Below are 19,412 nucleotides of genomic sequence, written 5' to 3'. Positions count from 1 at the left end.
CGACCGGATCGGCGGACCCGAGGTCCTCACCCTCCGCGATGTCGAGGTCGGCGCACCGGGCGCGGGAGAGGTCCGCATCCGCGTCGACGCGATCGGCCTGAACCGCGCCGGGTCGAGGCGGTCGGCGAGGGCGTGGCCGGCCTCTCCGAAGGCGACCCGGTGGCGGTCGTACCGCAGTTCCTGCAGACCGACTACGGCACCTACGGCGACCACGTCGTCGTCCCGGCGTCGGCGGTCGCGCCCCGCCCCGCCGAGGTCGACCCGGTCCGGGCGGCGGCCGTGTGGATGGCGTACATCACCGCCTACGGCCCCCTCGTCGAGAGCCGCCGGGTGCGCCCCGGTGGCCACGTCCTGATCACGGCGGCCTCCAGCAGCGTCGGACTCGCCGCCATCCAGATCGCCCGTCATGTCGGCGCGATCCCGATCGCCACCACGCGCGGCCCCGGCAAGCGGCAGCGCCTGCTGGAGGCGGGAGCGGCCCATGTGATCGTCACCGACGAGGAGGACCTGCCCGCCCGGATCGAGGAGTTCACCGGCGGCGAGGGTGTCCGCCCTGCCTTCGACCCGGTCGCGGGACCCGGCGTGGAGACCCTCGCGCAGGGGATCGCCCCCGGCGGCTTCCTGGTGGTCTACGGCGCCCTCGACCCGCGTCCCACTCCGCTGCCCAAGGCCCGGTCCTTCCCGGCGCTGAACAGCAGCACGTACACGCTCTTCGAGACACCACGAACCCCGAGCGCCTGCGCCGCGCGGTCGCGTTCGTCGACGCGGGCCTCGGCTCCGGCGCCTTCGACCCCGTCGTCGACCGCACCTTCGACCTCGCGGACACGCCGAGGCGCACCGTTACATGGCCGCGAACGAGCAGGTCGGCAAGATCGTCGTCACCGTCACCCACGAGGGTGGGGCCTCCTGAGCCCCCTGGCACCTCCCGCCGGCCGCTGACGGCGGACCCGCGGGCGGGGCGCCGGCGCGGAGACCGTCAGTGTCCCGCCTGTGCCGTCATCCGGGCGGCCGCGTCGTGGATGAGCCGGGCGTGCAGCTCGAACAGGGCCACCAGGTCGACGGAGTCGCCCTGGATCTCCCGGTGCGCGAACAGGCCGTCGGCGCCGGCCACGGCGTAGGTGGTGAGGGTGTGCACCTCGTCCTCGGTCACCCACTCGCGGTCCTCGCCCAGGCCGTCCAGCAGTCCGATCCCGACGGAGAGCTGCCGCGGGAAGAGCTCGTCGACCGCCTGCGCGCCGGCCTCCGTGATGGTGACCAGCGCGGCACGCCGGTCGGCGGGGTTGGGGGTGCGGGCGATGAAACCGCGCTGTTCGCCTACATCAGCGGCTCCAGCTTCGTCTTCGAGAACCTGCACGGCGTCTCCTCGACCACCTACTCCCTCATCTTCGCCACCAACGCCGTCGCCATGCTGGCCGCCGGGGCGTGTTTCGCCCGCCTCGCCGGGCGCGGCACCCGCCTGAACACCCTGCTCTCGGCCGGGGTCGGCATCGCCCTGCTGGGCGCGCTGGCACAAGTCCTGCTGGTGGTGACCGTGGGCGAGACCCTCGCAGGTACCTGGACCACCCTGTTCGTGACCGCCGGCGGCATCGGCCCGGTCTTCCCGGGCGCCATGAGCATCGGCCAGGCGGTCGGCCGTACGGCCCCGGGCGCGGCCTCCGCGCTCCTGGGCGGCTTCCAGTTCCTCCTCGGCGCCCTGGCCGCTCCGCTGGCGGGCGTGTTCGGGGAGGGCAGCTCCCGGCCGACGGCGATCGTCATGCTGGGCGCGCTGGTGGCGGCGGGACTGGCGCCGGCGACGCCGGCCCGGCCCCGGGAGGGGCACGGGAGCCGGTGCCCGCGGCGTAGCCGGCGAGGTTCCTTGAGCCCGCGACTCAGCCGGCGGGCAGGTCGGCGAGGAAGCGGGCCCCGGAGGTGTACGCGGGATCGTGGGACACCTCGCCGCCCACGGAGCGGGCCAGGCGCCGCGCGAGCGGCAGTCCGAGGCCCGCGCCGTCGTGCCCGTCGCCGGGATCGGCCCGGCGGCCGGGCTGGAAGAGGTCGCCCACGAACGCCTCCGGTACGCCGGGACCGTCGTCGGTGACACTGATCCGGACCCCGCCGGGCACCCGGCGCGCGGACACGGTCACCGTCGAGTGCGCGTACCGGAGCGCGTTCGCCAGCACGGGGCTGACGATGCGTTCGAGAAGCGCGGGCCGGACGCCCGCCGTCGGCTCCGGATCGGCCGTGTCGACGACGGCTTTCACCCGCTCCGGCGTCCCGAGACGGTCGACCAGCCGGTGCAGGACGGGCCCGACGGCCGTGGCGCCGGGGGCCGTGCCGGCGGTGCGCGCCTCCTCACGGGCGTCGTCCAGCAGGGTGTCGCAGATGGTGCGCATGGCCTGGGCCGCCTCGGCGATCACCTCGTGCGTCGCCCGGGTCTCGGCATCGGAGCGCGGCCGGGCCCGCCACCAGTCCAGCTCGACGACGATGCGGGTGAGCGGGGTGCGCAGCTCGTGGGAGAGCTCCCCGGTCAGCTGCCGCTCGTGCCGAAGCACGGTCCGGACGCGGTCCAGCAGCGCGTCGAGCGAGGCGCCCAGGCGGGCGAGTTCGGCCGGCTGGTCGGCGGCGCCGAAGCGCTCGTCGGAGCCCGCCGCGCTCCACTCGGTGGCCTGGTCCGTCATGGTGCGCACCGGGCGCAGCGCCCGCCCGACGGCGAGGCGGGTCAGCGCGTAGGTGCACGCGAGCATGACCGAATCCAGGACCAGGGACCCCAGCAGCACGGTGTCCGCCGAGTTGCGGTACGGGGCGAGGTCCAGGGCGGTGACGACCGTCGCCGTGCTGCGACGCCCTGCCACGGAGTGGGCGCACAGGCGCACGGACCGGGGATGCCCGGCCGTCACGGTCTCACAGCCGCCGTGTCCCCGTACGACCAGCCGCGCGGCGGCCGCGGTCAGGGTGCCGCCGGCGGTGGCGGACGGGGGTTTCTCCAGCAGGCGCGTCCCGGTGTAGATCCAGACGTTGGCGTCGAGGAGCCGGTCGTTGACGGTCTCCAGGATCCGTACCCGCGAGCCGCTGGTGTCCACCGTGGTGGCGACGGCGGCCGCACGGTTGCCCAGTTCGACGTCCGCCTGGTGCTGCAGGTGCCGGTCCATGACGGTGTTGAACGCCACGGTCAGGACGGTCATCAGGAGGGCCGCGGTGGTCACCGCCACGAGCGAGAGCCGACCGCGCAGCGTGCGCGGGGCCGGCAGCCGCAGGAGGCCGTTCATGACAGCCGGTGGCCGATCCCGCGCGCCGTCCCGAGGTTCAGGCCGCTGCCCGCCTCGCGCAGCTTGCGGCGCAGCCGGCTCAGGTACTGGTCCAGCGTGTTGTCGCTGACCTGAGCCCCGTCCGGCCACGCGGTCCGCACCAGGTCCCGGCGGCTCACGATGCCCCCTCCCGCGGCCACGAGCGTGGCCAGCAGCCGGAACTCCGTCGGGGACAGCTCGACCAGAGCCTCGCCGACGTGCGCGCTGTGCCGGGTCGCGTCCAGGACCAGGTCCCCGGCCGTGGACACCGCGGGCGGGGCGGACCGCTTGAGCGAGGCCCGCAGCCGGGCGACGAGTTCGGCGAGGTGGAACGGCTTGGGAAGGTAGTCGTCGCCCCCCGCGGAGAACCCGGACAGCCGGTCGGTGAGGTGGTGGTGGGCCGTGAGGAAGATGATCGGGGCCGCGAATCCGTTGGCGCGCATCGCCTGGCACACGTCCCGGCCGTCCGCGTCCGGCAGTCCGACGTCCAGGACGACCGCGCCGATGCCGTCGCCGGTCAGCCGCAGGGCGGTGGCGCCGTCGGCGGCGGGCACGGGCTCGAAGCCCTCGTCGGCCAGCCCGCGGCGCAGCACGTCCCGCAGGGCGTGATCGTCCTCCACGACCAGGATCTTCTGAGGCATGGTCCTCCGTCGGAGCTACGGCCGTACCGCGGCCGGGGCCGGGACGGTCACCCGCGTCCCTCCTCGGACCCGGCGGTCCGCCGCCCCCGGTACACCTCGGAGAGAACGGGGATCAGGGACACGACCACGATCAGCGCCACCAGCGGCAGCAGGTACCGGTCGACGTTCGGGATCGACGAGCCCAGCGCGTATCCCGCGAGGGTGAGGCCGACGCTCCACGCGAGTCCGCCGACGACCTGCCACTGGGTGAACGTCCGTACCGGCACCTCCAGAGCCCCCGCCATCGGATTGAGGACCGTGCGCACCACCGGCACGAAGCGCGCCAGGACGATGGCCTTCGCGTGGCCGTACCGGTCGAGGAAGTCCTCGGCGCGCTGCACGCCTTCGTGCAGGCGCTTGGAGCGGCTGCGTGCCAGCAGGGCTCCGCCCGCCTTCCGGCCGAGCAGGTATCCGAACTGTGCCCCGGCGAGCGCACCTGCGGCCGCCGCCACGAGCAGGGGGCCCAGGGACAGGTGCAGACTTCCCTGCGCCGAGCCGGTGCACAGCAGGCCGGCGGTGAACAGCAGGGAGTCGCCCGGCAGGAAGAACCCGACCAGCAGCCCCGTCTCGGCGAACATCACCACCCCGACGCCCAGCACGCCGAAGGCCGACAGCAGCGAATGAGCGTCGAGCACGTTCACGGCCAGCTGTGACGCCGCGAGGATCGGTGTGGTCATGAACGGGGGCCCTTTCCGGCGGACGGTCTCACATGAACACCTGAACGACTACATCTTTGTAGACGCCATGGGGAACTCTAGACGATCGCGGGTGCGCGACGAGCGGCCCACGGCCGTGGCACCCACCCGTGCCCGCACCCCCGTACCACCCACCCAAACGGCATGACCAGGGAGTTCGCCGTGTCGTTCAGGTTGCGTTCAGGTCCGGTGAGCGGACCTGAAACTCATGCACCAGAGGCGCCAAAACATTGGCAAAGACATCTGTGGCACCGGGAGTCCCGCATGTCATCGTGCCGACCATGACCACAGAGCACCTCCTCGACGACCGCTCCCGCGTTCCCCTCCGCACCATGGCGAACAAGGTGCCGGAAGTCACCGTCTACTTCTGGATCATCAAGGTGCTCACCACCGGGATGGGCGAGACCGCGTCGGACCTGCTGGCCCGGGTCCTCGGCCCGATACCGGCCGTCGGCCTCGGCGGTCTCGCCCTGGCGGTCTCCCTGGCCGTGCAGTTCGCGGTCCGCCGGTACATCGCCTGGGTGTACTGGACCGCGGTCGTCATGGTCAGCGTGTTCGGCACGATGGCCGCCGACGTCCTGCACGTCGGTCTCGGCGTGCCCTACACGCTGTCCACCCCGTTCTTCATCGTCGTGCTGGCCGCGGTCTTCGCCCTCTGGTATGCGGTCGAGCGGACGCTGTCCATCCACGGCATCCGCACCCGCCGCCGTGAGACCTTCTACTGGGCGACCGTCCTCGCCACCTTCGCCCTCGGTACCGCCGCCGGCGACCTGACCGCCACCGCCGGCCTCGGCTACCTCGGCTCGGTGGTCCTCTTCGCCGTCGCGATCTGCCTCCCCGCCATCGCCCACCGCGGCGGTGCCCTGAACGCCGTGACCGCCTTCTGGACGGCCTACGTCATCACCCGTCCCCTCGGCGCCTCGCTCGCCGACTGGATGGCGGTCGGCCACGGCCGGGGCGGCCTCGGCCTGGGACTGGCACCGGTGACCCTCGCCTGGACGGTCGCCATCGCCTGTTTCGTCGGCTACCTCGCAGTCTCCCGCCGGGACACCTCGGGCCTCGATCCGGCCTGAGCGGCTCGGCCCGCACGGCAGGTCCACCGGCCGGGGTACCGACGTCACGCCGGGCGGAGCCGTGAACGCGTGTTCTGCGTCTTGCTCTCCGGGGAGCCTCCGCCCGCGCGGCGCCACATTCCCGGCGCGGACGCGGCGGCGGAGCGCGTGGCTTCGACGTGAGGGGAACGGACGTTGCGCCGTGGGTACAAGTGGGTGGACCGTGAACTCGCGCGGATGGATCCGGAGACCGACTGGGAGCGGATGATTGCGCTCTATGTCGGTTACAGGGTCCCGGAGTTCGCCCTGGCGACGGCGCTCTACCCGGGCACCATGCGCATGATGCAGCCCGGCGCCACGGCCGCGACCCTCGCGCACACCGCGAAGCTGACGGCGAGACCCGAGCGGCGCTACCGGGACGCCAACCATTTCCTGATGGCCTGGATGGTGGACGGCCTGTCCAGCGGAGCGGGGCGCGCGGCCGCCGACCGGCTCAACCGCATCCACCTGGCGGTCGCCCGGGCCACCCCGCACCTGCCCGGCAACTTCGACGACACCGACGACTTCGTCTACCCGCTCGTCCTGCTCGCCACCTACGGCGACCGCCTGCAGACCTCGCTCGGACTGCCCGGCACGAGTGAACCCATGAAGACCGCCTGGCACCGCTGGGCGCAGACCCTCTTCCGCGTCCTGGAACGCGAGTCCGGCCCCCTGGCCGACGAGCACTTTCCCGAGGACTGGGACGCGATGTGCGAGTTCGCCGTGAAGTTCGACGCACGGCCGTACGAACCGACCGAAGCCGGCCACATCGTGGCGACCGCCATGATGGACCACTTCGCCCACCGATGGTTCCGCGCGCCCTTCCGGGCGTTCGGCAGGGACCTGACCCGCTACCTCGCGGGCGACCGGGTCTGCCGGCTGCACCGGATCGGCCGGCTGAGCCCCCGCCGCGAACGCGTCGTACGGCTCTTCCTGAAGTCCGCGTTCCGCGCCCTGAGTCTGCTGCCCGACTACCGGACACCGCTGCCCGAGCGCGTCCGGCGCGGCGCACGCACCCGGGCAACGGCAACCGGTCTCAGCTGCAGGTGAGGCGGCCCGCGGTCGCCTTGGCCGCGAGGATGCGGTGTACGGAGGCGGCGACCTTGGTGCGGAACGACGCGTCCTTCGCCATCTGGGCCTGCACCCCCTGGACCATCGCCGGGACGGTCGACGCCTTGACCGTGAGGACCATGTCGCCCCCGGCGCCGATGAACTGCACCGCCCGCTGCGCCGGGGTGTAGGCGCGCACCGCGACCGCCTGGCCGAGGTCGTCGGAGATGACGACTCCCTTGAAGCCGAACTTGGTGCGCAGCAGTGAGTTGATGACGGTCGGTGAGAACGCGGCGAGGTGCCTCGAGTCGATCTTCGTGTACTTCGCCGACGAGATCATCACGAACGGCGCCCCTGCCTTGATCCCGCTCTGGAACGGCTGGAGGCTCGAACTGGAGGCGGTCGTCACCGAGTCCACGACGTTCGCGGTGGTGTCGGTGTTGCCGGTCACCTGGCCCAGTCCGGGGAAGTGCTTGAACGTGGTCATCACCCCGGCCGCGCGGAAGCCCGCGGCGAAGGCGCCGGTGTGTGAGGTCACGACGGCGGGGGTGTGGCCGTACTCGCGGTAGAAGTGGCCGATGGGGGCGTTGCGGGTGCCGAGACTCGCGGGCACCACATCGGCGACCGGGGCGAGGTTGAGGTCCAGGCCCGCCGCCTTGAGCTGCCCCGCCCAGGTCGTGGCGCGACTGCGCAGGGTGGTGGTGCTCCACGTGCCCTGGGTCAGGGCGTTGGGAATGACCGAGAAACCGGGTCCGCTGAGCACCTGGACCTGGCCGCCCTCCTGGTCGGTGGAGACGAGCAGCCCGACCCGGTGCCCGCCGACCGTGTCGGCCTGCGGGCGGAAGGCGTCGACCACCTTCCTCGTCGCGGCGGTCCCGGCGGTGCTGCGTCCGGTGAGCATCACGGACCCGACGTGGTAGGTGCGCAGCGTCTGCAGGTCCGCGGTGCTCGGGCGGGTGGCGTTGACCCCGCCCATGAACAGCTGGCCGACGCGCTGTGCCTGGGTCATCTTCGCGTAGACCGTGTCGGCGCAGCTCGCGGCCGAGACGGCGGACGCGGGCCGGGCGGCCGCGTCCGCGGCCGGCACGGTGCACACACCGGCGGCGAGCGCGGCGGTGACGAGTCCAACAGAGGTGCGCCGGGCGGCGGAGCCGCCACGCGCGCGTCGACGAACAGGTGTCCCCACGATGCGCTCCTGACTGATGCGGGTGCACGTCACGGAGACCAACGGGCCGACGGACGACATCGGACCGCATGGCCCGCGACCGGTTCATTCCCACAACACGTTACGCCGAACGGGTGCCGACAGCACCCGGGCGGAGCCGTTGCCGCGGGCCACGGGGACGGCCTGCGACAACGGCTCCGCGAATCCTGTCGGGGACAGGGGCAGGCGAGGCTCAGGGGATGAGCCGCCACTGCTCGATGTAGCCGACGTCGATCGCGGCGTGGTCCTGGACCCGGAGCTTCCAGGTGCCGCTCAGGGGCTGTGCGGAGGCGTCGACGGTGAACGTCTGGTCGACGTTGTCGGCGGAGCCGCCGCTGCGGTTCAGCAGCGAGTAGACCGTTCCGTTCGGGCCGACCAGGTCGACCGTCAGGTCACCCCGGTAGGTGTGGATGATCTTCACGTAGACCTGGGTGGTCGCCGAGGCGTTCCCGGTGCGGTCGGTTACGGTGACCGGGGACTCGACCGCCGTGCTGTTGTCGGGAATGTCGACGCGGGTGGCGTTGGCGTAGACGTAGGCCACCTCCCAGGAGAAGCTCACCGTGCTGCTCGCCCCGGTGGCGTCGGTGACCGTGATGGTGACGTCGCTGGTGCCGAGGGTGGCCGGGGTGCCTGAGATCAGGCCCGTGTCACTCATCGTCAGGCCGTCCGGCAGGCCGGTCGCCGTGTACGTCAGGGCCGCACCGGAGTTGGTGGTGTACGCGTCCGTCTGGAGGGACACGGCCTGCCCGATGCCGCTGATCTGGTCGGCGACCGGCGCCACGTTGACGCCCAGCGCGACGCGATGGCCCACGTTGATCGCCGCCCACGCGTCGGCCACGGCGAGGTAGGAGGGGCTGTAGGCGCCGAACAGGTCGGCCGCGGCCTGGAGGGTGGCGGTACGGGCGCCCGCGTAGTCCGTGCTGGACGTCATGTAGGTGGTGAGCGCCCGGTACCAGACGCGTTGGGCGTTGTCGATGCCGATGCCCGTCACCGGTTGGCCGTCGTAGGTGGGGCTGTCGTAGGCGACCCCGTTCACGGTCTTCGCTCCGCTGCCCTCGGAGAGCAGGTAGAAGAAGTGGTTGGCCGGCCCCGAGGAGTAGTGGACGTCGAGGCCGCCCAGTGAGGAGCTCCAGTAGTCGCTGGACGCACCGTCCTTGGAGGGCTTGTCCATGTAACGCAGGGGGGTGCCGTCGCCGTTGATGTCGATCTTCTCGCCGACCAGGTAGTCCGGGACGTCGGCCGGCAGGTTCTCGTAGAACTCGACGGCGGCGGCGAAGATGTCGGAGGTCGCCTCGTTGAGACCGCCCGACTCGCCGGAGTAGGTGAGGCCCGCGGTGGCCGCGGTGACGCCGTGGCTCATCTCGTGGGCGGCCACGTCGAGCGCGGTGAGCGGGTGGGTGTTGCCCGAACCGTCGCCGTACGTCATGCAGAAGCAGCTGTCCTGCCAGAAGGCGTTGACGTAGTTGTTGCCGTAGTGGGCGCGGCTGTAGGCGGCGACGCCGTCGTTGCGTATGCCGTTGCGGCCGAAGACGTTCTTGTAGTAGTCCCAGGTGGCCGCCGCGCCGAAGGCGACGTCCACGCCCGCGGTCTGACGGTTGGCCGGGGTGCCGTCCCCCCAGACATCGTTGTCGTCGGTGAAGAGCGTGCCGGTGCCGGAGGTGCCCTGGTTCAGGTCGTAGGTGCGGTGTCCGGCGCGGTCGCCGTCGACGAGCTGGTACGTCGTACCGGAGAGCGTGGTGCTGAGGGGCACGGTCCCGTTGAACTGGCCGGTGCCGGTGCCGGTTTCGACGCCCTGGTACCGGAAGAGCTGCTTTCCGGTGTCCGCGTCGGTGATCACGTGGAGTTCGTTGGGGGTGCCGTCGTCCTGGAAGCCGCCGACCACGGACTCCCAGGCCAGGGCGGGTTTGCCCGAGGCGGCCCAGACGACCCGACGCGGGTTGCCGTCCAGCGCGGGACGTTCGGCGCCGGCCTTCGCCGCCGTGGTGAGTGCCTGGGCCTTCGCGGTGGCCGAGGAGACCTTCGCCTGGGTGGAGGGCAGCGCGAGGGCCGCCTTCGTGGCGCGCGACACCGTGAGGCGGCCGCCGCTGTCGTGCACGATCAGGTCGCCGCCCAGGACGGGCAGGCCCGCGTACGTGCGCTCGTAACGGGTGTGCGTCGTGCCGTCGGCGTCCTGGGTCACGTCCTTGACGAGCAGTTTCTCGCGGGCGCCGAGGCCGAGGGTCCTCGCGGTGCCCGGGGCGTCGGTGGCGGCGGCCTTGAGCAGCGCCCTGTGCCTGGCCGGCGAGAGCGGGGCGGGGGTCGCGCCGGCGTCGGGGGTGGCCAGGATCCTGGCGGGGGCGTGGCCGCCGGACGCGGCCACGGCGGTGCCGTGCTGGATCCCGGCCACGAGCATGGCGCTCGCGGCTGTCAGCGCCAGGGCCACGCTGTGTCTGGTGCGACGGTGATGACGGTCCTGCCGGAGCATGCGTTCTCCTTCTGTGGGGTGATCGGGCCCTGGTGGGGCCCGGGAGAGCGGGTCGGCCTGGTGAGGCCGTCCGGCGGCGCGGGTGGGTGGCACGGCTCGAAGCGGGTCAGGTCCTCGCGGCCGTGCGGGGTGAAGTCAGGGAATGGACAAGGGAGTTGTGTGAGACACCTGTGAGCAGGCGGTGAACTTTCGCAGAGCAGATTGACATCCGGGAGTCGCGAATGTCATGACCGCATCAGAACAACGGCTTGAACTGGCGGTTGCGAGCGGCGGGTTCGAACGCCTGAACACCGCTTTTCGGCCGCCGGGCCGACGCGGATCCCGGAGCGCGACGGCGCGCGAGAACGGGTCGCGCAACGAGCCATCGCACACGGCGACTTGGGAGCGGGTCTTGGTGTTCAGGGGGATCGGAGAGCCGGGCAGTGATCAACAACCGGGCATCAGCCTGGAGTCGGAGATGCGCCGCGCAAGACGCAATCTGCGCGTCGGCACGTTCAGCTACGGCATCACCTATTTCGTGACCCGCTTCACCCTGATCGTCACGTCGGCGATCGTCGCAGCGGACCAGAACCTCGGCGGTGGTGCCGTGAGCCGGCTCGTCGACTGGGTTCCGGCCCTGTCGCTCCTGGTCGCGATCGGGACGGCGTTCGACACCTGGTACAAGCCTCAGCAGAAGTGGAAGGGGTTCATGGAGTCACGTGATGCCCTCGCGGACCTGCTGATCCAGGTCAACCAGGGACTCCCGGAGGAAGAGGCCCGCACCAGGTTCGCCGAGCTGCGCAGACAGCACCGCCGGAACAACGTCTTCTGAGCAGTGCCGGGAGGCGCCTAGCCCTCGGCCTCCCCGTCATAGTGCTCGCGCGCCTCGTGGACCTCTTCGATGTGGGTCTCCGCCCACTCCTTCACGCCCGCCAGCAGCAGGGAGAGACTGAGGCCGAGCGGGGTGAGTTCGTAGTCCACGCGGACGGGGACGGACGGGGTCACCGTGCGGGCGAGGATTCCGTCGCGTTCCAGGGAGCGCAGGGTCTGGGTCAGCATCTTGGGGCTGACGCCCGCGATCTTGCGGCCGAGTTCGCTGTAGCGCATGGGGCCGGGGGCCAGTGCGCAGACGACCAGGCTGACCCACTTGTCGCTGATCCGGTCGAGCAACTGGTTGGTGGGGCAGGCCCGGATGAACGCGTCGTACTCCACGCGCGCCTGCTCGCGCCGCTGGGCCGCCGTCGTCGTCGGCATCGCTCACCTCTGGGAGACCTAGGCACCTTCAGGTAACTAGTTACCAATCGATAGTAGCTCTTCCTAGGGTTGCGGACAGCTGAGGAGAGACCGAAGCAGGAAAGTCGTAGAGGGGGCAACGCGTCATGCGCGCAGCAGTGGTGAACACGTTCGGCGGACCCGAGGCCGTGGAGGTCGTGGAGACGGAGCGGCCTGAGCCGAGCCCGACCCAGGTGCGGATCAAGGTCGCGGCGGCCGCGCTGAACCCCGTGGACGCAGGAGTGCGGGCCGGTTTCTTCGGCGGTGCGGGCAAGCGGATCGGGCTCGGCTGGGACGTCGCCGGAACCGTGGACGCGGCCGGCGTCGCGACCGCCTGGAGCGTCGGCGACCAGGTGGTGGCGCTGGCCCCCGGCATCGTGCGGCCCCTCGGCTCGCACGCCGAGTACGTCGTGGTCGAGGCGGGCGCGGCGGCCACGGCACCGGCCACGGTGGACGCCGTGCACGCGGCGACGCTGCCGCTGAACGGGCTGACCGCCGTACAGGCCCTGGACCTGCTGGAGCTGACCGAGGGGCAGTCCCTCCTGGTGACCGGTGCGGCGGGCGCGGTCGGCGGTTTCGCCGTCCAACTCGCCGCCCACCGGGGGATGTCGGTGACCGCGCTGGCCCGCGAGGCCGACGAGGAGCTCGTACGGTCCCTGGGGGCCGCGCACTTCGCGGCGGGCGCCGCCGAGGCCGGCGGCTTCGACGCCGTGCTGGACGCGGCGGTGCTCGGTGAGCCGGCCCTGGAGTGGGTGCGTGACGGGGGCGGCTACGTCGGTGTCCGGCCCGGCGGCGAGCCGGCGCCGGTACGCGGGGTGCGGACGACCGCCGTCGCCGTGACCTCGGACGGGACACGCCTGGCGGAGCTGGCGCGGCTCGTGGACGAGGGCGTGCTGACGCTCCGGGTGGCCGAGACGTTCGCCCTGGACGATGCCGCCAAGGCCCACGCCCGCCTCGCGGCGGGCGGGGTGCGCGGACGGCTGGTGCTGGTTCCCTGAGGGGGGCGCCGGGGAACCGGCGCCCCAAAGGGGCGCGGGGAACTGCGCGACTGGCCGCGACGGCGCAGCAGCCGGCTGACGGCACAGCGCGGCACTTCGAGCGCGAGCGCTTGTCCGGTCCGGGAAGGCCGGTCAGTCCGGACGCGGGCCGAACAGCCCCTCCACGATGTCGTGGAGGGGGCCCAGGAGGTCCTCGGGCGTCGCGTCGGCCAGGGGGCGCAGGCCCACGGCGGAGCGTACGACGGCGACCCCGACGCCGAGGGCGACCAGGAGCTCCGCCCGCAGCTGGGCGTCGGGTGCCGACGGGGCACCCGACGCTTCGAGCACCTGCCGGCCGAACTCCGCCAGGGCCCGCCGGCGCAGCACCGCCACCTGCTCGTCCCCGGAGTCCCGCAGCAGCATCAGCACCGGGTGCTCGCCGAACTCCGCCCACGCCCCGGCCGCCAGCTGCCGGCTCAGCGCCTCGGCCAGCGCGGCCCGGTCGCGCGGGAACTCCCCCTCCCCGCCCAGGAACCGGGGCGTAGACGCCAGCGCCGCCTTGAACAGGCCCTCCTTGGAGCCGAAGTACCGCTTGATGAGCGCCAGGTTGACCCCGGCGTCCGCGGCGACGTCCCGCAGCGTCGTGCGGTCGTAGCCCAGCTGCGTGAACCGGGCACGGGCGGCCAGCAGCAGGGCCTGCCGGGTCGCCGCGGCGTCCCGGCGACGGGTCCCGTCGGCGACCTGATCGGTCACGTCGTCCGAAGACACAGCGGCTCCTCTCCTCAACGCCACCCCAGACCCTGCGGCGGACCGGGGCTCCGCGAGTCCGCCACGAGGTAATCATGCGTTGACATGGTCCCGCAGCGGGGTCTACGTTGCCAAGTAATCGCTTGATGACTAACGGGGCCGCGTGGAAGGAACAGAGACGGTGCCTCAGCAAGCCCTCCTCGTCATGGATGTCCAGCAGGTCGTCGCCGACCGCTTTCCCGCCCCCGATTACCTCCCACGACTCAGCAAGGCGGTCGACGCAGCCCGCGCGGGCGGCGTCCCGGTGATCTACGTGGTCGTCGGCTTCCGTCCGGGATACCCGGAGGTCAGCTCCCGTAACAAGATGTTCCGCGGCCTCGTGGGCGCCGCCACCAGGCCGTCCGCAGACGACCGGGCCACGCAGGTCCATCCGGAGGTGGCGCCCGCGCCCGGCGAGACCGTCGTCACCAAGCGCCGCGTCAGCGCCTTCGCCGGGAGCGACCTCGACATGGTGCTGAGGGCGGGCGGGATCGACCACCTCGTCCTCACCGGCATCGCCACCAGCGGCGTCGTGCTGTCCACCCTGCGTCAGGCCGCCGACCTCGACTTCGAGCTCACCGTCCTGTCCGACGGCTGCCTCGACTCCGACCCGGAGGTGCACCGGGTGCTCACGGAGAAGGTGTTCCCGATGCAGGCGGAGGTCACGACCGTCGACGAGTGGGTGGCAGCACTCTGACGCCCGCCGTCAGGCGAGGGTGACCTCGACCGGCAGCTTCTTGATCCCGTTGACGAAGTTGGAGCGCACCCGCGGCACCTCGCCGACCAGGCGGATGCCGGCCAGCCGGGGGATCAGCTCCTCGAACATGATCCGGATCTCGGTGCGCGCGAGCAGGTTCCCCAGGCACAGGTGCGGGCTGCCCTTGCCGAAGGTGACATGGTCGTTGTCGGTGCGGGTGACGTCGAAGTCGTACGGGTTCCCGAAGACCTCCTCGTCCCGGTTGCCCGAGGCGTACCACATGACGACCTTGTCGCCCTCCTTGATGTTCTTGCCGCCGAGCTCGACGTCGCGGGTCGCCGTGCGCCGGAAGTGGTAGACCGGGGACGCCCAGCGCAGGAACTCCTCCACCGCCGTCGGGATCAGCGACGGGTCGTCCCTGAGCCGGGCCAGCTGCTCGGGGTGCTGGAGGAGGGCCAGCATCGAGTGGGTGATGGTGTGCCGGGTGGTCTCGTTGCCGGCCACCACCAGGAGCAGGAAGTAGTTGTCGAAGTCCTGCGCGGAGAGCGGGACTCCGTCGCGCGGGGTGGTGTTGACCAGCTTGGAGACCAGGTCCGTCCCCGCGCCGCCGCGTCGCTGCCGGGCCAGCTCCCGTCCGTACTCGAAGACTTCCAGCGAGGCGGGGGAGCGGAACGGCAGGTCGCGGTACTTCTCGCTCTCCGCGCTGTGCAGCAGCACGTCCGCGTAGTCGGGGTCGGTGTTGCCGATGATGCGGTTGCCCCAGTCGATGAGCTGCTGGTTGTCCTCCGGCGGCACGTCGAGGAGCCGGGCCAGGACGTTGATGGGGAAGTCCGCGGAGACCTCCTGCACGAAGTCGAAGCTCCCCTTGGCGAGCGCCGCGTCCAGCGTCTTCGCCGTCAGCCCGCGCAGGAAGTCGGTGTAGCTGTTGATGACCCCGGCCCCGAACTGCCGCTGGATGACACTGCGCAGGGCGCGGTGGCGCACCCCGTCCAGCTCCAGGATCGAGGCGCGTTTGCGGATCTGGTCCTCGTCGAGCTCCTCCAGGTTCACGAACCGCGTGGAGGTGAACGTCTCGGCGTCCCGGTCCACCCGCGCGATGTCGGCGTGCCGGGTGACCGCCCAGAAACCGGAGTTGGGCGCCTCCTCCGGCTGCCAGTGCACCGGGTCCTCGTGCCGCAGGGTGTGGAACATCCGCCAGGGCGTGACCCCGTCGGTGAAGTTGTCGAGGTTCGCGAGGTCGACGTCGGCGAGGCGCATCGCCTCGACGCCGGTGGTCGTGGTCATTGGTGATCCTTCACAGGTGGTAGGCGTACTCGGTGAACTCCCAGTCGGTGACATGCCGTTGGAAACGTTCCACCTCGTTGCGCTTGTAGGAGAGGTACGACGTGGTGAAGTCCTTGCCGAGCAGCTCGGCCAGGGCGGTGTCCGCCTCCAGCGCGTCCAGGGCGGCGGACAGGTCCATCGGGAGCACGGCCGCCTTCGTGGTGTCGTACCCGTAGCCCTCCAGCGGGGCGGGCGGCTCCTCGCCGGCCAGGACGCCGAGGAGTGCGGCGGCCGTGGTCGCGGCGATCGCCAGGTACGGGTTGGCGCTCGCGTCGCCGAGGCGCAGTTCGAGCCGGGCGCCGGTGCCCCGCTCGGGCGGTACCCGGACCATCGCGCTGCGGTTGTCCAGGCCCCAGTCGATCAGCCAGGGGGCGAGGGTGTCCGGCCCGAAGCGCTTGTACGAGTTGACGGTCGGGTTGAGCAGCGCGGCCAGGGCGGGCGCGTGGGCGAGGAGGCCGGCGATCGCGTGCCGGGCGGGGGCGGATAGGCCGTACGCGCCGGACGGGTCGTCGAAGGCGTTGCGGCCCTCGGCGTCGGCGCCGTCGGTGCAGGAGAGGTGCAGATGGAAGCCGGAGCCGCCCGCGTCGTTGAAGGGCTTCGCCATGAAGGTGGCGAGCCGCCCCTCGCGCCGGGCCAGTTCCTTCACGGCGGCCTTGAAGCGGAACGCCCGGTCGGCGGCGGACAGGGCCGGTGAGTGCAGCAGGTTGATCTCGAACTGCCCGCCGTCGAACTCGTGGTTCCCGCTCAGCACCCCGATGCGCAGGTCGCGCACCTGCCGCAGGGTGCGCAGGAGATGGTTGCCGGGGTCGGCGCGCAGTCCGGCCGTGTAGACGGCGCCGGGGGTGCTGCCGTAGCGCCGCCAGCCGCCGCCCGGGTCCGGCTCGCACAGGAAGTACTCCAGCTCGGGACCGACGACCGGGCTCAGTCCGTGTTCCCGGCACCGCTCCAGGACCGACCGCAACAGGTCGCGCGGTGACTCGGGGGCGGGCGCTCCGGTGGCCGGATCGGTGACGTCGGCGAGGCAGGCCGCCACGCCCGGCTCCCAGGGCAGTGCGACCAGGGTGCTGAGGTCCGGTCGTACGCAGACGTCCGGCAGCCCGGCGTCCAGACCGCCGCCGACCGGGACCACGTCCCCTTGCGGACTGGTGTGGTACACCGCCCGGCAGAAGGCCAGCCCGTGCTCCAGGACCCGGGGCAGCTCCTCCACGAGCACGTCACGCGCCCGGTCCGTGCCGATGAGGTCGGGATAGGTCACCCGGACCACATCGATGCCGTCGGCGGCGAGCCGGTCCAGGTGCCGGCGGACTTCTTCATGGTCGTGATCGCTCACCGTTGTCTCCTTGGGCGGACGGACGTCGGGACAGCACCTGCGGTACCGGTACCGGGTGGCAGGTGATGCGGGAGGTGAGGAGGTGTGGCCGGTGTGATGCCGTGGGCGGTCCTCCCGGCCTGCTGTTTGAAGCCAAACGGTAGGCAGGGGTGCACCTTGCCGCAAGAGGTCGGCCCGAAGAATTTATCCATGCGGATAGGTATTGACCAGGGGGTGACGACTGCCTACCTTGTTTGAAGCCAAACGAGTCCGGACCGCGGTCCGCCGCAGTCCGTTGGCGGGGCCCGGTCGGCAGGACCGGCCGGGCCCACTTCTGCTCCCACTCCCTCTCCCTTCGCTTCCGCTCCCTCAGGAGGACCGGCCATGAAGGTCGTCGTCGACATGAACAAGTGCCAGGACCACGGCCAGTGCGTCTTCGCGGCTCCCGACGTCTTCTCCCTGGACGACGCCGGCCACCTCGCCTACGTCTCCGGCCCGGACGACGCCCTGCGCGACGACGTCGAGGAAGCGGCCGACGTCTGCCCGCTCCAGGCCATCCGGATCGAGGCCTGACCGTGAGCGCGCGCATCGTGGTGGCCGGCGCCTCCATGGCCGGCCTGCGCGCCGCCGAGCAGCTGCGCGCGGCGGGCTGGAGCGGCGCGATCACCCTCGTCGGCGACGAACCGCACATGCCCTACAACCGGCCGCCCCTGTCCAAGGAGGTCCTGGCCGGCAAGGCGTCCTTCGAGTCCCTCGCCTTCCGGCCGCGTGCCGGCGTGGCCGACGTCGAGTGGCGGCTGGGCAGCACGGTGGTCGCCGCGGAACTGGACGAGCGGACCGTGGGGCTCGACGACGGCACCCAGCTGGCGTACGACGGACTGGTCATCGCCACCGGGATGCGGCCCCGGCGCCTGAACTGCCCGGGACCGCGGGCCGGACGCCACACGGTCCGCACGCTGGACGACGCCCGGGGGCTGCGCGCGGCGCTGACCCGGCCCGGTGCCCGGGTGGTCGTGGTGGGGGCCGGGTTCATCGGCTGCGAGGTCGCCGCGACCGCGGTCGGGCTCGGCGTCGCCGAGGTGACGGTCGTCGATCCGCTGCCGCTGCCGATGGCCGGGCCGCTCGGAGAGCTGCTGGGTCGGGCGCTGCTGAAGCGGCACGAGGAACGCGGGGTGCGCTTCGCGCTGGGGACCGGAGTGGCCGGGTTCGTGGGTGACGAGCGGGTGACCGGCGTGGAGTTGAGCGACGGTTCCGTGCTGCCTGCCGACGTGGTGGTCGAGTCGGTCGGTTCGGTCGCCAACACCGAGTGGCTCGACGGCAACGGGCTCGACCTGACCGACGGAGTGCTCACCGACGCCTGCCTGCGGGCCGGCGGCCGGCCCGACGTGGTCGCGGTCGGAGACGTGGCCCGGTTCCCCAACGCCCGCTACGACGGCGTACCGCGCCGGGTCGAGCACTGGTCCATCCCGACCGACACCGCCAAGCACGCGGCGAAGACGTTGGTCGCCGACGTCGCGCCGGCGCCCTTCGCGCCGCTGCCCACGTTCTGGAGCGACCAGCACGGCTTCCGGCTCCAGTCCTTCGGGGCGCCGGTGCTCGGCAAGGAGGACGTCCGCGTCCTCGACGGCGACCCGGAGGGGGACGTGCTCGTCGGCTACCACCACGACGGCCGGCTCGTCGGTGTCGTCGCGCTCGGCGGCCAGGCCGTGGCCGCGTCCGCCGCCCGTTACCGCGCCGAGCTGCTGAAGCAGCCCGCCCTCACTGTTTAAGGAGCCCCGAGTGGCCAGTCTCCGTGGTTACTTCCATCCGAAGACGGCGAGCGGTGCCTCGTCGCTGATTCCCTCGCCGCCGTGGCGGTACTCCGGTGATCTGCTGACCGTCGAGTACCGGACGGATCCCGCGCGGGTGCGTGAACTGCTGCCCGAGCCGCTGGAGTTGGCCGACGAGGATCCGGGCGCGGTCGCCCTGATCTGGGCCGACTGGCAGTCCTGCTCGGCGTCGGGGGAGGAACTGCTGGATCCGGTGCTCGCCCAGTACAAGGAGGCCTTCGCGGTCGTGCGCTGCACGTACCGCGGGCAGACGTACTCGCGGTGCGTCCACATCTGGGTCGACAAGGACTTCGCGATCGCCCGCGGGCTGCACCAGGGGTATCCGAAGAAGCTCGGGTCGATTCACCAGACGCGGCCGCACCCCTACGGGCCGGCTCCCCGGATCGAGGCCGGGGCGCGGATCGGGGCGACGCTGGCCGCGGCCGACCGGCGGCTGGCGCAGGCGGTGGTGACGCTGCGGGAGCCGTCCGGGACGAACGGGTTCGTCAACGGGCATCCGATGGCTCATCACCGGTGGCTGCCGTCGATCGAGAAGGGGAAGGGGCTGGCCCTGGACGAGCTGATCGAGTCGGGGGCGGCGGAGTTCGAGGGGGGACAGCCGTGGGTGGGCGATGCGGAGTTGGAACTGTTCGAGGCGCCTACGGAGGAGCTGGCCCGGCTGGAGGTGCGTGAGCCGATCGCCGCGTATTTCCGGCAGGTCGGGGTGGTCTGGGACGGGGGGCGGCTTCTCGAGTCCGGAACGTCGGGAGCCACCGTCGGGTGAGGCCGGTGGGTCGCTGTGGGTGCGTTGTGG

Annotated in this window: 19 protein-coding genes; 9 read left to right on the top strand and 10 right to left on the bottom strand. The window is 72.0% G+C overall.

Going from position 1 to position 19,412, the window contains the following annotated elements; translation table 11 throughout:
- Nucleotides 1-132: 132 nt before the first annotated feature.
- Nucleotides 133-939: a zinc-binding dehydrogenase gene (locus ACFY6U_RS07355; RefSeq protein WP_390035568.1), complete on the top strand. Its 807-nt coding sequence runs from the start codon at nucleotides 133-135 to the stop codon at nucleotides 937-939.
- 37 nt (nucleotides 940-976) lie between these two features.
- On the opposite strand, the gene ACFY6U_RS07350 is transcribed toward ACFY6U_RS07355, so the two are convergent.
- The 4 genes from ACFY6U_RS07350 to ACFY6U_RS07335 all read right to left on the bottom strand — a co-directional run bounded on the left by ACFY6U_RS07350 (nucleotide 977) and on the right by ACFY6U_RS07335 (nucleotide 4,620).
- Nucleotides 977-1,354 carry a hypothetical protein gene (locus ACFY6U_RS07350; RefSeq protein ID WP_390035566.1) on the bottom strand — a complete coding sequence of 126 codons (378 nt, stop codon included), beginning with the start codon at nucleotides 1,352-1,354 and terminating at the stop codon, nucleotides 977-979.
- A gap of 514 nt (nucleotides 1,355-1,868) precedes the next feature.
- Nucleotides 1,869-3,245: a sensor histidine kinase gene (locus ACFY6U_RS07345; protein ID WP_390035564.1), complete on the bottom strand. Its 1,377-nt coding sequence runs from the start codon at nucleotides 3,243-3,245 to the stop codon at nucleotides 1,869-1,871.
- Nucleotides 3,242-3,904 (bottom strand): response regulator transcription factor, encoded by a 663-nt coding sequence (locus tag ACFY6U_RS07340; protein ID WP_390035562.1) that lies wholly within the window; start codon nucleotides 3,902-3,904, stop codon nucleotides 3,242-3,244. The genes ACFY6U_RS07345 and ACFY6U_RS07340 overlap by 4 nt, the downstream gene beginning before the upstream one ends.
- Nucleotides 3,905-3,951: 47 nt before the next feature.
- Nucleotides 3,952-4,620 (bottom strand): DedA family protein, encoded by a 669-nt coding sequence (locus tag ACFY6U_RS07335; protein ID WP_390035560.1) that lies wholly within the window; start codon nucleotides 4,618-4,620, stop codon nucleotides 3,952-3,954.
- Nucleotides 4,621-4,919: 299 nt separating this feature from the next.
- Here ACFY6U_RS07335 and ACFY6U_RS07330 point away from each other — a divergent pair, with 299 nt between their 5' ends.
- Together ACFY6U_RS07330 and ACFY6U_RS07325 are read left to right on the top strand one after the other, a co-directional pair.
- Nucleotides 4,920-5,711, top strand: coding sequence for a hypothetical protein (locus ACFY6U_RS07330; RefSeq protein ID WP_390035558.1), 792 nt, complete (start codon nucleotides 4,920-4,922; stop codon nucleotides 5,709-5,711).
- Nucleotides 5,712-5,885: 174 nt separating this feature from the next.
- Nucleotides 5,886-6,779: a DUF2236 domain-containing protein gene (locus ACFY6U_RS07325; protein ID WP_390035556.1), complete on the top strand. Its 894-nt coding sequence runs from the start codon at nucleotides 5,886-5,888 to the stop codon at nucleotides 6,777-6,779.
- Here the strand turns inward: ACFY6U_RS07325 and ACFY6U_RS07320 are convergent.
- Both ACFY6U_RS07320 and ACFY6U_RS07315 read right to left on the bottom strand, forming a co-directional pair.
- The gene (locus ACFY6U_RS07320; protein WP_390035554.1) at nucleotides 6,766-7,965 is read right to left on the bottom strand and encodes a glycoside hydrolase family 3 N-terminal domain-containing protein; all 1,200 of its coding nucleotides are present in this window, start codon (nucleotides 7,963-7,965) and stop codon (nucleotides 6,766-6,768) included. The two genes, ACFY6U_RS07325 and ACFY6U_RS07320, sit on opposite strands and share 14 nt — an antisense overlap.
- 211 nt (nucleotides 7,966-8,176) lie before the next feature.
- Nucleotides 8,177-10,447 carry a M4 family metallopeptidase gene (locus ACFY6U_RS07315; RefSeq protein ID WP_390035552.1) on the bottom strand — a complete coding sequence of 757 codons (2,271 nt, stop codon included), beginning with the start codon at nucleotides 10,445-10,447 and terminating at the stop codon, nucleotides 8,177-8,179.
- A 226-nt stretch (nucleotides 10,448-10,673) separates the two neighbouring features.
- Here ACFY6U_RS07315 and ACFY6U_RS07310 point away from each other — a divergent pair, with 226 nt between their 5' ends.
- Nucleotides 10,674-11,258, top strand: a complete 585-nt coding sequence (locus tag ACFY6U_RS07310; RefSeq protein WP_390035550.1) for a hypothetical protein — start codon at nucleotides 10,674-10,676, stop codon at nucleotides 11,256-11,258.
- A gap of 17 nt (nucleotides 11,259-11,275) precedes the next feature.
- Here ACFY6U_RS07310 and ACFY6U_RS07305 read toward each other — a convergent pair whose 3' ends face one another.
- On the bottom strand, nucleotides 11,276-11,680 hold the full coding sequence (locus tag ACFY6U_RS07305) for a winged helix-turn-helix transcriptional regulator (RefSeq protein ID WP_390035548.1): 405 nt from the start codon (nucleotides 11,678-11,680) through the stop codon (nucleotides 11,276-11,278).
- Between the two features lie 125 nt (nucleotides 11,681-11,805).
- On the opposite strand from ACFY6U_RS07305, the gene ACFY6U_RS07300 reads away from it, so the two are divergent.
- Nucleotides 11,806-12,696, top strand: a complete 891-nt coding sequence (locus tag ACFY6U_RS07300; RefSeq protein WP_390035546.1) for an NADP-dependent oxidoreductase — start codon at nucleotides 11,806-11,808, stop codon at nucleotides 12,694-12,696.
- Between the two features lie 132 nt (nucleotides 12,697-12,828).
- On the opposite strand, the gene ACFY6U_RS07295 is transcribed toward ACFY6U_RS07300, so the two are convergent.
- Entirely contained in the window at nucleotides 12,829-13,443 is a 615-nt protein-coding gene (locus ACFY6U_RS07295; RefSeq protein WP_390035545.1) for a TetR/AcrR family transcriptional regulator, read from the bottom strand.
- 160 nt (nucleotides 13,444-13,603) lie between these two features.
- Here ACFY6U_RS07295 and ACFY6U_RS07290 point away from each other — a divergent pair, with 160 nt between their 5' ends.
- Nucleotides 13,604-14,158, top strand: coding sequence for a cysteine hydrolase family protein (locus ACFY6U_RS07290; protein WP_390035543.1), 555 nt, complete (start codon nucleotides 13,604-13,606; stop codon nucleotides 14,156-14,158).
- A 9-nt stretch (nucleotides 14,159-14,167) separates the two neighbouring features.
- Here the strand turns inward: ACFY6U_RS07290 and ACFY6U_RS07285 are convergent, their stop codons facing one another.
- A complete protein-coding gene (locus ACFY6U_RS07285) occupies nucleotides 14,168-15,442 on the bottom strand; it encodes a cytochrome P450 (protein ID WP_390035541.1) in 1,275 nt (424 codons plus the stop codon).
- A gap of 10 nt (nucleotides 15,443-15,452) precedes the next feature.
- Nucleotides 15,453-16,811 (bottom strand): glutamine synthetase family protein, encoded by a 1,359-nt coding sequence (locus ACFY6U_RS07280; protein ID WP_390035539.1) that lies wholly within the window; start codon nucleotides 16,809-16,811, stop codon nucleotides 15,453-15,455.
- Nucleotides 16,812-17,174: 363 nt separating this feature from the next.
- On the opposite strand from ACFY6U_RS07280, the gene ACFY6U_RS07275 reads away from it, so the two are divergent.
- From ACFY6U_RS07275 to ACFY6U_RS07265, 3 genes are read left to right on the top strand one after another with little or no spacing between them, the layout of a single operon-like run.
- Nucleotides 17,175-17,363, top strand: a complete 189-nt coding sequence (locus tag ACFY6U_RS07275; RefSeq protein ID WP_390035537.1) for a ferredoxin — start codon at nucleotides 17,175-17,177, stop codon at nucleotides 17,361-17,363.
- A 2-nt stretch (nucleotides 17,364-17,365) separates the two neighbouring features.
- Nucleotides 17,366-18,559, top strand: a complete 1,194-nt coding sequence (locus ACFY6U_RS07270; protein WP_390035535.1) for an NAD(P)/FAD-dependent oxidoreductase — start codon at nucleotides 17,366-17,368, stop codon at nucleotides 18,557-18,559.
- Nucleotides 18,560-18,569: 10 nt separating this feature from the next.
- Complete coding sequence (locus tag ACFY6U_RS07265) at nucleotides 18,570-19,382, top strand: acetoacetate decarboxylase family protein (RefSeq protein WP_390035533.1); 813 nt, start codon at nucleotides 18,570-18,572, stop codon at nucleotides 19,380-19,382.
- The last annotated feature ends 30 nt before the right edge of the window (nucleotides 19,383-19,412 follow it).

This window comes from Streptomyces sp. NPDC013157 (assembly GCF_042899865.1).
In the GTDB taxonomy this organism is placed as follows: domain Bacteria; phylum Actinomycetota; class Actinomycetes; order Streptomycetales; family Streptomycetaceae; genus Streptomyces.
This window is presented reverse-complemented; position numbering and strand designations above follow the sequence as displayed.

Coding starts and splice junctions, on each gene's coding strand:
- ACFY6U_RS07345 (WP_390035564.1), bottom strand. CDS start 3,245: ATGAACGGCCTCCTGCGGCTGCCGGCCCCGCGCACGCTGCGCGGTCGG.
- ACFY6U_RS07340 (WP_390035562.1), bottom strand. CDS start 3,904: ATGCCTCAGAAGATCCTGGTCGTGGAGGACGATCACGCCCTGCGGGAC.
- ACFY6U_RS07335 (WP_390035560.1), bottom strand. CDS start 4,620: ATGACCACACCGATCCTCGCGGCGTCACAGCTGGCCGTGAACGTGCTC.
- ACFY6U_RS07330 (WP_390035558.1), top strand. CDS start 4,920: ATGACCACAGAGCACCTCCTCGACGACCGCTCCCGCGTTCCCCTCCGC.
- ACFY6U_RS07315 (WP_390035552.1), bottom strand. CDS start 10,447: ATGCTCCGGCAGGACCGTCATCACCGTCGCACCAGACACAGCGTGGCC.
- ACFY6U_RS07310 (WP_390035550.1), top strand. CDS start 10,674: ATGACCGCATCAGAACAACGGCTTGAACTGGCGGTTGCGAGCGGCGGG.
- ACFY6U_RS07305 (WP_390035548.1), bottom strand. CDS start 11,680: ATGCCGACGACGACGGCGGCCCAGCGGCGCGAGCAGGCGCGCGTGGAG.
- ACFY6U_RS07300 (WP_390035546.1), top strand. CDS start 11,806: ATGCGCGCAGCAGTGGTGAACACGTTCGGCGGACCCGAGGCCGTGGAG.
- ACFY6U_RS07285 (WP_390035541.1), bottom strand. CDS start 15,442: ATGACCACGACCACCGGCGTCGAGGCGATGCGCCTCGCCGACGTCGAC.
- ACFY6U_RS07275 (WP_390035537.1), top strand. CDS start 17,175: ATGAAGGTCGTCGTCGACATGAACAAGTGCCAGGACCACGGCCAGTGC.